The organism is Rhodococcus globerulus NBRC 14531, assembly GCF_001894805.1.
Lineage (GTDB): Bacteria > Actinomycetota > Actinomycetes > Mycobacteriales > Mycobacteriaceae > Rhodococcus_F > Rhodococcus_F globerula.
Map to the genome: position 1 here is coordinate 130,345 of NZ_BCWX01000002.1, position 12,854 is coordinate 143,198.

The 12,854-nt window shown below is 63.8% G+C and carries 10 protein-coding genes; 9 read left to right on the forward strand and 1 reads right to left on the reverse strand.

Features of this window, described 5'->3' with window-relative positions:
* Positions 1 to 7: 7 nt before the first annotated feature.
* The 8 genes from folC to proB all read left to right on the forward strand — a co-directional run bounded on the left by folC (position 8) and on the right by proB (position 9,698).
* Positions 8 to 1,414, forward strand: a complete 1,407-nt coding sequence (gene folC, locus RG2_RS09195; RefSeq protein ID WP_033233167.1) for a bifunctional tetrahydrofolate synthase/dihydrofolate synthase — start codon at positions 8 to 10, stop codon at positions 1,412 to 1,414.
* Positions 1,411 to 1,830 (forward strand): DUF4233 domain-containing protein, encoded by a 420-nt coding sequence (locus tag RG2_RS09200; RefSeq protein WP_033232883.1) that lies wholly within the window; start codon positions 1,411 to 1,413, stop codon positions 1,828 to 1,830. The genes folC and RG2_RS09200 overlap by 4 nt, the downstream gene beginning before the upstream one ends.
* Positions 1,831 to 1,848: 18 nt before the next feature.
* On the forward strand, positions 1,849 to 2,268 hold the full coding sequence (gene ndk, locus RG2_RS09205) for a nucleoside-diphosphate kinase (RefSeq protein ID WP_033232885.1): 420 nt from the start codon (positions 1,849 to 1,851) through the stop codon (positions 2,266 to 2,268).
* Between the two features lie 452 nt (positions 2,269 to 2,720).
* Entirely contained in the window at positions 2,721 to 5,948 is a 3,228-nt protein-coding gene (locus tag RG2_RS09210) for a translation initiation factor IF-2 N-terminal domain-containing protein (protein ID WP_033232887.1), read from the forward strand.
* A gap of 322 nt (positions 5,949 to 6,270) precedes the next feature.
* Positions 6,271 to 6,582 carry a 50S ribosomal protein L21 gene (gene rplU, locus RG2_RS09215; RefSeq protein ID WP_033232889.1) on the forward strand — a complete coding sequence of 104 codons (312 nt, stop codon included), beginning with the start codon at positions 6,271 to 6,273 and terminating at the stop codon, positions 6,580 to 6,582.
* Positions 6,583 to 6,624: 42 nt separating this feature from the next.
* Entirely contained in the window at positions 6,625 to 6,894 is a 270-nt protein-coding gene (rpmA, locus tag RG2_RS09220) for a 50S ribosomal protein L27 (RefSeq protein ID WP_003944532.1), read from the forward strand.
* A gap of 215 nt (positions 6,895 to 7,109) precedes the next feature.
* Positions 7,110 to 8,561 carry a GTPase ObgE gene (gene obgE / locus RG2_RS09225; RefSeq protein WP_033232892.1) on the forward strand — a complete coding sequence of 484 codons (1,452 nt, stop codon included), beginning with the start codon at positions 7,110 to 7,112 and terminating at the stop codon, positions 8,559 to 8,561.
* A 33-nt stretch (positions 8,562 to 8,594) separates the two neighbouring features.
* Positions 8,595 to 9,698, forward strand: coding sequence for a glutamate 5-kinase (gene proB, locus RG2_RS09230; protein ID WP_033232894.1), 1,104 nt, complete (start codon positions 8,595 to 8,597; stop codon positions 9,696 to 9,698).
* On the opposite strand, the gene RG2_RS09235 is transcribed toward proB, so the two are convergent.
* Positions 9,671 to 10,531 carry an NAD-dependent protein deacetylase gene (locus tag RG2_RS09235; RefSeq protein WP_033232896.1) on the reverse strand — a complete coding sequence of 287 codons (861 nt, stop codon included), beginning with the start codon at positions 10,529 to 10,531 and terminating at the stop codon, positions 9,671 to 9,673. The two genes, proB and RG2_RS09235, sit on opposite strands and share 28 nt — an antisense overlap.
* A 156-nt stretch (positions 10,532 to 10,687) precedes the next feature.
* Here RG2_RS09235 and helR point away from each other — a divergent pair, with 156 nt between their 5' ends.
* The gene (gene helR / locus RG2_RS09240) at positions 10,688 to 12,853 is read left to right on the forward strand and encodes an RNA polymerase recycling motor ATPase HelR (RefSeq protein WP_174557350.1); all 2,166 of its coding nucleotides are present in this window, start codon (positions 10,688 to 10,690) and stop codon (positions 12,851 to 12,853) included.
* The last annotated feature ends 1 nt before the right edge of the window (position 12,854 follow it).

The following is a 12,854-nucleotide window of genomic DNA, read 5'->3' on the forward strand; positions in this document are numbered from 1 at the left end:
CCCGCCGATCAGTTCGGTGCCGACTCCGGTCGACATCGCCGAGTTGGCGCTGGTCGAGGCAGAACTCGACAAGCGGTGGCCGGAAACCAAGATGGAGCCGTCACTCACGCGCATCGAGGCCCTCATGGATGTGCTCGGCTCGCCGCAGCACAACTATCCGTCCGTGCACGTCACCGGAACAAACGGCAAGACCTCGGTGACCCGGATGATCGACTCGCTCATGACCGCGCTGCATCGCCGCACTGGCCGGACCACCAGTCCGCACCTGCAGATCGCGACCGAGCGGATCAGCATCGACGGAGCGCCGATCTCCCCGCGTCTGTACGTGGACACGTTCCGCGAGATCGAACCGTACGTGCAGATGATCGATCAGCAGTCCGAAGCCGCCGGGGGACCGGCCATGAGCAAGTTCGAGGTGCTTACCGCGATGGCGTACGCCGCGTTTGCGGAAGCACCCGTCGATGTGGCTGTTGTCGAGGTCGGATTGGGTGGACGATGGGATGCCACCAACGTCATCGACGGCCAGGTTGCGGTCATCACCCCGATCAGCCTCGATCACGCCGAGTACCTGGGCAACGACCTCGCGGGAATCGCGGAGGAAAAGGCCGGGATCATCAAGAAGGGCCGCGAGAGCCTGGTGCCGGTCGACACTGTCGCGATCATTGCCGAGCAGACCCCCGAGGTCATGGAGGTGCTGCTGCGCCGCGCCGTCGAGGTCGACGCTGCGGTGGCCCGCGAAGGTTCCGAGTTCAAGGTGCTTGGCCGCCAGATCGCCGTCGGCGGCCAACAGCTCGAACTTCAAGGACTCAGCGGCGTCTACACCGAGATCTTCCTGCCGCTCCACGGTGAGCACCAAGCGCGAAATGCGGCACTAGCCCTGGCAGCCGTCGAAGCCTTCTTCGGGGCGGGGCCCGATCGGCAACTCGATCAGGACGCCATTCGCGCCGGTTTTTCCTCCGTCGTCAATCCTGGTCGCCTCGAACGAGTTCGGAGTGCGCCGACGGTTTTCCTCGACGCGGCACACAACCCGGACGGAGCGCGCGCACTCGCGGCGGCGCTGGCGGCCGAGTTCGACTTCCGCAAGCTCGTCGGAGTGGTCAGCGTCATGAAGGACAAGGACGTCGACGCGATCATGACCGCGTTCGAGTCCGTGTTCGACGAGATCGTGGTGACGCATAACGGTTCACCGCGCGCGATGGACGTCGAGGAACTCGCGAACATCGCCGTCGCCAAGTTCGGCGACGAGCGGGTGGTCGTCGCTCCGCAGTTGGTGGACGCCTTGGAGACCGCCATCGAAATTGCGGAACAAGTAGCCGAACCAGGCGAAGCAGTATCCGGGGCAGGTGTTGTGGTCACCGGATCCGTCGTGACAGCCGGCGCGGCCCGCACATTGTTCGGAAAGGACCCAGCGTGAGTACCCCGTCAGAATCGAACCCGGAGTCCGGGCGATCTCAGTTCGGCGCGCCGACCAAGGATCCGTGGAAGGGTTTCCGCGGAATTGCGTCGGGAACCTTGATTCTCGAGGTCATCGTTGTCCTGCTGACGATCCCCGTCGTGCAGGTTGTCGGCGACGGACTGAACTGGTTCTCCGGTACGTACATTCTGGGCTTGGCAGTGTTGATGATCCTGGGCTGCGGTATCCAGGGACGTCCGTGGGCGATGAAGTACAACATTGCTCTGCAGGTCCTGCTGATCCTCGGGTTCTTCGTTCACTACTCCATCGGCATCATGGGAATCGTCTTTGCCTTGGTGTGGGCGTACCTGGTCTACCTGCGTAAGGACATCGCGCGACGGATGGATGAGGGCCTGCTTCCGGGTCAGCGCGACTGACCATTTAGGCTGGCCGACGTGACTGAGCGCACCCTCGTACTGATCAAGCCCGACGCCGTTGCCCGTGGATACGTGGGAGAAATCCTGAGTCGTATCGAGCGCAAAGGCCTGACCATCGCAGCACTCGACCTTCGCACCGCTTCCGAAGACGTGGCTGGTAGCCACTATGCGGAGCACGCCGAGCGTCCGTTCTACCCGAGCTTGTTGGAGTTCATCACGTCCGGTCCGTTGGTTGCCGTAGTGCTCGAAGGCCCTCGCGCCATCTCCGCATTCCGTCAGCTCGCCGGCGGTACCGACCCCGTCGAGAAGGCACTACCGGGCACGATTCGTGGCGACTTCGGTCTCGAATCGCAGCAGAACCTGGTGCACGGAAGCGATTCCGTCGAATCTGCCGAGCGTGAGATCGCGCTGTGGTTCCCGGCTCTGTCGTCCATCTGACTCTTCGACGCGTTTCCCCGAGCAGTACTTGTCCCACATTGGTGCGCCCTTGCAAGTAACGGGCGCATCGGTGTGGGATACTGCTATTGGTTGAAGCGCAATTTTTGTTCGACGTGTGTTCAACCGGATGACACCCAAGTTTCGATGTGACACCAGGTTCGACGTGACATTGCGCTCGATGCCCTTTCATCGCTGCTATCGGTCAACAGGAAATCCCTGGACCTTTGCACGCTGGATGATCAGGCGCTCGGGCCACGAACCTCACGGACAACAGCCATCCAGCCAGGCACTTCATGTGTACGCAGTGAATAACGGGCACTACGGACCATGCGGAGCGAGACCTTACAATCTCGCACTCACTTCTGAGTGCGAGTACACACAGCGCGCCCCTGCGTGGCCGCGTGACAACTCGATTGCAGAGTTGGACGCGCCCGGGGGCTGAGGAGACTTACGTGGCCGATCAAGCCCCAACAGATTCAGAATCGAACGAAACTCCGGTCTTTCCGGACAAGATGCGCGTACATGCGCTGGCTAAGTTGCTGGGAATCACCAGCAAGCAGGTCCTCGCGGAGGCTGCTGCGCTCGGAACCGAGATTCGCAGCGCTCAGTCGAGCGTGCACCGTGATGTCGCCGAGCGCATCCATGCGTCTCTGCATGCTGTTGCCGATGCCATCGAGCCGGTAGCTGCAGAACTCGACGCTCTGATCGACCCCGTTGTCGAGAAGCCTGTCGAGACGCCTGAGGCTCCGTCCGTTGCGGAAAAGCCGGCCCGTGCGCGTCGTTCACGCAAGAAGGTTGTCGCAGAAGAGCCGGCAGTGGTTGAGTCCGCAGTCGCTGAGCCCGCTGTGGTTGACCCCGCGGTTGCCGAGATCGCCGCAGATCTTGATGCGGCCGCAGCGTTGCAGGTTAGCGAGCCCGAGCAGTCGGATCTCTTCACGTCCTTCGAAGCAGCGCAGACTCACGCACCCGAAGCGGAGCAGGCACCGGCTCAGGTCCCGCTCTTCCTGCAGCCTGACATGGAAGCGGTCGAGGTTGCGCCGCGTCGTCGCCGGGCTCGTCGTGAACCGGCAGCACCGGTGGTCGAGGAGAAGCCGAGCGCACCGGTCGAGACCGAGAGCGCACCGGCCGAAACAGCTGTCGTCGAGGCAGCGGCAGTCGAAGCTGGAGTCGAAGCAGCTGGAGTCGAAACCAGGCAGACCCCGGAGACCGTCACCGCACCGCAGGCTGAGGGCGAGAACGCCGAGGCTGAATCCGACGAGGAAGACGACGACCAGCCGCGTCGTCGTCGCCGTGGACGCCGTGGCCGTGGCCGTGGGCGCGGTGAGCAGGCAGGCGAACAGAATGAGGACGAGTCCGAATCGGACGAATCGACCTCCGAGTCGGCTCCTGATACCGCCAAGAGCACGTCGACGGACGTCGCGGTCAAGTCCGAAGAAGCCGAGAGCGACGCAGAGTCCGAGAGCAGCGAAGATTCCGATCTCGACGCGGATGGCAACAACCGTCGTCGCCGTCGTCGCCGTCGTCGTAAGACCGGCTCCGACAGCGGAGCCGATGCCACAACGACGTCCGAGGACGACCCGCCCAACACGGTCGTTCACGAGCGCGAACCGCGCAGCAAGACGCGTGTCGTGCGCGACGAGGTTCAGGGAATCAGTGGCTCCACGCGACTCGAAGCCAAGCGTCAGCGTCGCCGCGACGGGCGTGATGCGGGGCGTCGTCGTCCGCCGATCCTGACCGAGTCCGAGTTCCTGGCCCGCCGCGAGGCCGTTGATCGCGTGATGGTTGTACGCGATCGCGCCGACAGCGGTCAGCCGCACGCAACGACGCAGGTAGCAGTCCTCGAAGACGGCGTCCTCGTCGAGCACTTCGTCACCAACTCGGCCGCCGCGTCGATGGTGGGCAACGTGTACCTGGGCCGCGTCCAGAACGTGCTGCCCAGCATGGAAGCTGCGTTCATCGACATCGGGCGTGGACGTAACGGTGTGCTGTACGCCGGTGAGGTCAACTGGGAAGCTGCCGGTCTCGGCGGCAATTCCCGCAAGATCGAGCAGGCTCTCAAGCCGGGCGATCAGGTTCTGGTGCAGGTCAGCAAGGATCCGGTCGGACACAAGGGTGCCCGTCTGACCACGCAGATCTCTCTGGCCGGACGTTTCCTCGTCTACGTGCCCGGTGGTTCGTCCACCGGTATCAGCCGCAAGCTGCCAGACACCGAGCGCAAGCGTCTCAAGGAAATCCTGCGCGACATCGTTCCGGCCGACGCCGGCGTGATCATCCGCACGGCGTCCGAAGGTGTCAGCGAAGAGGAGTTGGCGCGCGACGTCACTCGTCTGCAGGCTCAGTGGGCGGGAATCGAAGAGCAGGCCGCCGCGGCGGACTCCGGAAAGTCGGGCAGCCCGCAGGCGCTGTACGAAGAGCCGGACATGCTGGTCAAGGTTATTCGTGACCTGTTCAACGAGGATTTCTCCAAGCTGGTCATCGAGGGCGACAAGGCTCACGGCACGGTGGAGAACTACATCAACTCCGTCGCTCCGGATCTCCTGCCGCGCCTCGAGAAGTACACGCCGAACAACGGCATCGACATTTTCCAGGCCCGTCGCATCGACGAGCAGTTGGCCAAGGCTCTCGATCGCAAGGTGTGGTTGCCGTCCGGCGGCACGCTGGTGATCGACCGCACCGAGGCCATGACTGTCGTCGACGTCAATACCGGCAAGTTCACCGGCGCCGGCGGCAACCTCGAAGAGACCGTGACGCGCAACAACCTCGAAGCTGCCGAGGAGATCGTTCGTCAGATGCGCTTGCGCGACATCGGCGGAATGATCGTCGTCGACTTCATCGACATGGTGCTCGAATCGAATCGCGATCTAGTCCTGCGTCGACTGACCGAATGCCTGGGCCGTGATCGCACGCGTCACCAGGTATCCGAGGTCACGTCGCTCGGTTTGGTCCAGATGACCCGTAAGAAGCTGGGCACCGGGCTGGTCGAGGCCTTCTCGACAACCTGTGAGCACTGCCACGGTCGCGGCATCATCGTCCATTCCGAACCGGTCGAGATGAAGACCGCTGACGACGGCGGTGCACGGTCATCGCAGCAGCGCAGCGAATCCGGAAGCTCACGCAAGAACAAGCGTGGCCGCTCGGACAAGCCGGCCGCCGCAGAGTCCAACGGACACGAAGCGTCGACGCCGGAGGTTCCGGCAGTCGACGCGACAGTCAAGCGGGCACATCCCGTGGCGTTGGCGATGGCTGCACATCACGACGAGCACAGTCACGACGAGCAGAGCGCTGTGCCGGCGGAGGTAGATGCATCCAAAAGTGCCGAGCCGACGCCGGTGGCCGCGGATTCGTCCGCTGCCGATTCTGGCCGGGCTACTGATGTTGCTGTGGATGGTGTTGCGGCGCAGGCAGATAGCGCTGGTGATGCCGCAGCAGTTGAGACCGCTCCGCGGAGTCGTCGTCGCAGTCGCAGGGCGTCTCGGGCTGCGGCAGCGCCCAGTGTCGAGGCACCGGAGGTCGGCACGGTCTTTGTCCTGCCGACGCCCGAACCTGTGGCGGAAGCCGTAGCGGAGCCTGTTGCTGCCGGCGCAGCGGCGCCGGTCGAAGACGACGTCGTTGTGGTCAAGAGGCCGCGTCGACGCCGAGCAGCAGCACGTCCGGCCGGTCCGCCGGTTGACGGCGAGTAAGAACTACCTCCTTTCGGAAATTGGCTTCGGTGCCCGACCCGCTGTGGCGGGCGCCGAAGCCATGACCCGAAGTTTCTGCTGGTAGACGCAGTAAATGCAGGATCGTTTCACCCCTCGGCGGGGCGGTTTGACCATGACGGTTGCTTTCCCGTAACCTTGCATAGTCGCCACCCGGCGGTAGAGATTCCGTGTGCCTAGAGTGCGGGAATGTCCCGATGCATCAGCATCGAGCCGAGGTGACATAAACCAGACCAGTCGCGATGCATTTGACGCCTCAGGCAGCAGCGCGAGCAAGTTCGAAGAAGCAAGGGGTAGCCCTCCGATGGCAACGTACGCGATCGTCAAGACCGGCGGAAAGCAGTACAAGGTCGCTGTTGGTGACCTCGTCAAGGTCGAGAAGATCGAGGGTGAGCCCGGCACTGCTGTCTCGCTTGCTCCCGTTCTCGTGGTTGACGGATCTGACCTGACCACCGACACGGCCAAGCTGGCCAAGGTCGCAGTCACCAGTGAGATCGTCGAGCACACCAAGGGCCCGAAGATCCGCATCCACAAGTTCAAGAACAAGACCGGTTACCACAAGCGTCAGGGCCACAGGCAGCCGCTTACGGTGCTCAAGGTCACGGGCATCAAGTAACCAGTTCTTTCTAGCTAATTTCACCCGAGGAGGGTCAATAGCATGGCACATAAGAAGGGTGCATCCAGCTCCCGTAACGGTCGCGATTCAAACGCCCAGCGCCTCGGCGTGAAGCGCTTCGGCGGCCAGTCCGTCAGCGCAGGCGAAATCCTGGTTCGCCAGCGCGGCACGCACTTCCACCCCGGCGTCAACGTCGGCCGTGGCGGCGACGACACCCTGTTCGCTCTCGCTGCCGGTGCAGTCGAGTTCGGCCAGAAGCGTGGACGCAAGACCGTGAACATCGTTCCGGCCGTCGTTGCGGCTGAGGTCTAGTCTCTCTCGCTAGTTGTGTGTCACAGGTGCTGCTGTTTTCAGTGAGGCCGTGACGCGTTCCAAGCTCCCAATAGGGGCGGACCAGGGTTGAAATAACCCGGTCCGCCCCTATTGTTTGTTTAAGCAGTACCTATTACCCCCCGAGCAACCCTGCTCACCAGAAGTTCAGCTCATCGCGTGAGACCCGCAATTGACTGAGGAAGGATCCGGCAGTCATGTCCCGATTCATTGACCGTGTTGTGCTGCACGTCAGCGCTGGAAAAGGCGGCAATGGTTGCGCCTCCGTACACCGCGAGAAGTTCAAACCGCTCGGCGGCCCGGACGGCGCGAACGGCGGACGCGGCGGCGACGTCGTTCTCGTCGTCGACGAGAACATCCACACTCTCCTCGACTTCCACTTCCATCCCAATGCGAAGGCCACCAACGGCAAGCAGGGTGCCGGCAGCAACCGTGAAGGTGCCAACGGCGAAGATCTCATCCTGAAGGTTCCGGACGGCACCGTCGTGCTCGACACAGACGGCAATGTCCTGGCTGACCTCGTCGGCGTTGGTAGCCGCTACGACGCCGCTCAAGGCGGACGTGGTGGACTCGGCAACGCGGCATTGGCCTCGAAGGCCCGCAAGGCCCCCGGCTTCGCGTTGCTCGGTGAAGACGGCGTCGAGCGTGATCTGGTTCTCGAGCTCAAGTCGGTTGCCGACGTGGGTCTGCTCGGATTCCCCTCCGCCGGTAAGTCTTCACTGGTTTCCGTCCTCTCGGCAGCCAAGCCGAAGATCGCGGACTACCCGTTCACGACACTGGTCCCCAATCTCGGTGTCGTCTCCAGTGGTGAGACCACGTTCACCGTCGCCGACGTTCCCGGACTGATCCCCGGTGCCAGCGAAGGCCGCGGTCTGGGTCTGGACTTCCTGCGCCACATCGAGCGCTGCGCCGTACTCGCGCACGTGATCGACTGCGCAACTCTGGATCCGGGACGCGATCCGATGTCCGACATCGACGCCCTCGAAGCGGAACTGGCCGCGTACACGCCCGCGCTGTCCGGCGACTCGGGACTCGGCGACCTCGACAAGCGCCCGCGCGTTGTCATCCTCAACAAGGCGGACGTGCCTGAGGCTGCGGAGTTGGCCGAGATGGTCACACCGGAGATCGAAGCCCGCGGATGGCCGGTATTCACGATTTCGGCCGTGAGCCGTGAAGGTCTGCGCCCGTTGACATTCGCGTTGGCGAAGATGGTGCGCGACTACCAGGAGGCTAACCCCAAGCCGGAGCCGAAGCGTCAGGTCATCAGGCCGATCAAGGTCAAGGATTCCAGCTTCACCATCGAGAAGGACCCCGATATTCCCGGTGGATTTGTCGTCCGCGGTACGCGTCCGGAGCGGTGGATCCGTCAGACGGCCTTCGACAACGACGAAGCCGTTGGCTACCTTGCCGACCGTCTCGCACGGTTGGGCGTCGAAGATGCACTGGTCAAGAAGGGCGCACAGCCCGGGGCGTCGGTCACGATCGGTGACGTCAGCTTCGAGTGGGAGCCGATGACTCCGGCCGGTATCGACTTGACCCGTACGGGCCGCGGTACCGATCCGCGACTCGATCAGGTCGAGCGCATCGGCGCCGACGAGCGTAAGCACGCTCGACGCGTTCGCCGCGGCCTGCTCGACGAAGACAGCTAACACACGCGAAACCAGAAGCGAGGGAACGGGACTGTGCTCGGTTCCACCAGGGAGTCGATTGCGTCGGCTCACAGTATTGTCGTGAAGATCGGGTCGTCCGCACTGACCAGTTTGGTTGCGGGCCTCGATACCCATCGGCTGGATCTGCTGGCCGACGCCATCGAAGCTCGCATGCGTGCGGGTTCGGACGTCGTTGTGGTGTCCTCCGGTGCCGTGGGTGCCGGATTGGCTCCACTGGGGCTCACCAAACGACCTCGCGACCTCGCAACAAAGCAGGCGGCAGCCAGCGTCGGACAGTTGGCGCTGGCTCATGCCTGGGGTACGTCCTTTGCGCGCTACGGGCGAACCGTGGGGCAGGTTCTGCTCACCGCTGACGACATCGCTCGGCGGACACAACACCGCAACGCTCAGCGCACCCTCGATCGACTTAGGGCATTGCACGCGGTGGCGATCGTCAACGAAAACGACACTGTCGCAACAACAGAACTCCGTTTCGGTGACAACGATCGACTGGCCGCATTGGTGGCTCACCTCGTCGGAGCAGACGCGCTGATTCTCCTGTCGGATGTCGACGGTCTGTACGACGGTGATCCCCGGAAGGGTAGTGCCACACTGATTCCCGAGGTCAACAGCCCCGAGGATCTTGACGGCGTCGTGGCCGGTTCGGGTGGCGCGCTGGGTACGGGCGGCATGGCGTCCAAGCTCTCAGCTGCCCGTTTGGCCGCCGATTCCGGTGTGCCCGTTCTGCTTGCGGCTGCGTCCGACGCGGCTGCAGCCTTGAGCGGCGCCGATGTGGGAACCGCGTTTGCCGCGCGGCCCACCAGGCTCTCGGCCCGCCGGTTCTGGGTGCGTCATGCCGCAGATACGCAGGGCGACGTGCATCTCGATGAAGGCGCAGTTCGGGCGGTCGTCACAAAGCGCCGTAGCTTGCTGTCTGCCGGAATCGTCGGTGTCTCAGGTGATTTCCATGCCGGCGACGTGGTGTCGTTGATGGGGCCGGGGGAGAAGCCCGTTGCCCGTGGTGTTGTCGCGTTCGATGCGTCGGAGATCGAGGAAATCCTCGGACGCTCCACCGCGGATCTGCCGGCGGATATGCAGCGTCCGGTTGTTCACGCCGATGACTTGGTAGCGCTGTAGCTTTCGCTCGCCGCGAGAGCGGAAAGTGCTTCGGTGCAACCGATGTCGAGTTTGAGGGCGGCTAATTCGTCACCGCGGGTGAGTCCACGATTGACTATCGCAACGGGCTTTCCCGCTTTCGCGGCGTAGCGGACGAACCGTAGTCCCGACATGACGGTCAACGACGAACCGGCAACCAGTACGGCGTCGGCTTCGTCGACCAGGTTGTACGAGCGGGCAACTCGTTCCTTGGGGACGGACTCACCGAAGTACACGATGTCGGGCTTGAGAATTCCGCCGCACGCGCCGCAGTCGACAACGCGGAAATGCGCGGTCGACTCGATGACCGCATCTGCGTCCGGTGCTATCTCGACTCCCTTTGCCGCAGCAACAGTTTCGGCGAATCCTGGGTTGGCTTCCTCGAGTTGTTCGGCCAGTGTTGTCCGCGAGATCAAACGCTGACAGTTCAAGCAGCGAACCTGTGCGTACGTGCCGTGTAGGTCGATGACATTGCGGGCTCCGGCCTTGGTGTGCAGGAGGTCGACGTTCTGGGTGATGACTCCGACGGCTCGGCCACTGCGCTCCAGCGTCGCCACCGCCCGGTGGCCCTGGTTTGGCCGGGAGCTGTCCATGTACCGCCAGCCGATGTGGTTGCGCGCCCAGTAGTGGCGCCGGAACGCGGAATCGCCGATGAACTGCTGGAAAGTCATCGGATTGCGCGGCGGGGAATCGGGTCCGCGGTAGTCAGGGATTCCGGAGTCGGTGGAGATGCCCGCGCCGGTCAGAATTGCGAGTCGGCGCCCGGACAGGAGCTCGGTAAGGGCGTCGAGGCGACTGTCACTGGTTGGCACCATTCCAGGATAGGCCGTCAGCGTCAGTAGGCGCGCGCTTCCACTTTCAATATATAGCCGACTGGGGGGCTTGCGGCAAGGCCGGGGCAGTGCCGCAGAATGGCTCTTCCGATCCCAGGTGACTGAGGGATCGGAAGAGCCATGGAAGTGGAGGGGCACGTGCCAACCCAGGGGTACGAAGACGAATTGAGCGCCGAGCAGGCTTACGTGGAGGGGCTTTACGCGCGGCTCGATGCCGAGCGTGCGCGAGTGAAGGGGAGGTACACCACAGCATTGCGGGGAGACGGCGGAAACCTCTTGCAACGCGACGACGAGGTGCGCGCCCTTGCCACCGAGGCAAAGCGGCTCGATGTGGCAGACAACGGGCTGTGTTTCGGACGGCTGGACAGTCTCGATGGTGAGCACAGTTACATCGGTCGCATCGGCCTTCTGGACGCGGACAACGAGTACGAACCTGTGCTGCTCGATTGGCGGGCGCCGGCATCACGTCCGTTCTACGTCGCCACCGCTGCTCACCCGGAAAATATGCGTCGACGCCGCCAGTTCCACACGCGCGGACGTCGTGTGGTCGATTTCACCGACGAGGTGCTCGGCCGGCCGGGTGGTACCGAGCGGGGCGACGCGGCGTTGCTCGCGGCGGTCAACGCACCGCGCGGCAACGGAATGCGCGACATCGTGGCAACGATTCAGGCGGAGCAGGACGACATCGTCCGGCTCGATCACCCCGGGGTACTGGTGATCGAGGGTGGACCGGGAACCGGGAAGACCGTGGTAGCGCTGCACCGCGTCGCGTATCTCCTGTACACCCAGCGGGCGCGGATGGAACGTCACGGCGTACTGGTGGTCGGGCCCAACCCGGCATTCCTCACCCACATCGGCCGGGTACTACCGTCGCTGGGCGAATCCGACGTGGTGTTCATGACGACGGGTGATCTGGTGCCCGGTCGCAGTGTCACGGCTGAGGACCTCCCGGAGGCTGCCCAAATCAAGGGTTCCCTGAAGTTCCTGGACGTGCTCGCGGCTGCTGTTGCCGACCGGCAACAACTGCCCACGGAACCGGTGGTGATCGAACTCGCGGACGCTACGGTGCGGATCGACGCCGAGACTGCGCAGTGGGCCAGAGAAGAGGCACGCGCCAGTGGTCACGCGCACAACGACGCCCGGGCGGTGTTCACCGAGGTACTCACGTGGGCGCTCACCGAGCGCGCGATATCACGGATCGGCCGGGGCTGGCTGAGCCGGTCGGATCGCGACGCGTGGGAACAACTGCGGGAGGACCTGATCGAGGAGCTCACGGAACATGCCGGGTTCATCGCCGCGCTTGACGAACTGTGGCCGATCCTGACGCCGGAAACGCTTCTTGCAGAGCTGTATACGTCTACCGCGCGACTGCAGGCGGCGGGCGGCGACGACGTGCTGCTGCGCGCGCAGGGTGACGCGTGGACGGTTTCGGATGTGCCGTTGCTCGACGAATTGGTCGACCTGTTGGGCCGGGACAAACCCGTCGATCAGGCCGCCCAGCACGAACGCAAGGAGGAAGCCGCCTATGCCGCCGGCGTGCTGGACATGATGATCAGCCGCGAGGACCTCATGGACGACGAGGACCATCTGCTGGCTCAGGACATGCTGTACGCCGAGGATCTGGCCGATCGCTTTGTCGAGCTCGATACCCGCGACCTCGCCGAACGTGCTGCCGCTGACCGGGATTGGACGTACCGGCACGTCGTGGTGGACGAGGCCCAGGAACTATCCGAAATGGACTGGCGGGTGTTGATGCGTCGCTGCCCCGATCGATCCTTCACCGTGGTGGGCGATCTTGCTCAACGACGGTCTGCCGCCGGCGCGACCACGTGGAGCGCGATGATGGAACCGTACGTGCCTGGCCGTTGGGTCTACCGATCACTGTCGGTGAACTACCGCACTCCCGCCGAGATCATGAGCGTCGCTGCGGCCCTGCTCGCGGAGTTTGCGCCGTCGGTCTTGCCGCCGGAGTCGGTCAGGTCGTGTGGCGTCGCCCCGTGGTCGAAGCGAGTCGACTCCGGTGAACTCGACTCTGCCATAGCGGAATTCGTACGCGATGAAGCCGGTCGCGAGGGCACAAGCATTGTCATCGGTCCACACGGTGTGCCGGGCACAGTGCCGGCGTCGGAGACGAAGGGCTTGGAGTTCGACGCCGTTCTGGTGGTGGAACCGGAACGGATCCTGGCCGAGGGTTCCCGAGGTGCAGCCGAACTGTATGTAGCCCTCACCCGTGCCACCCAACGCCTCGGCGTCCTGCATCATGGCCCGTTGCCGGTAGCCCTGGCCGAACTTGACGAAGCCTGAG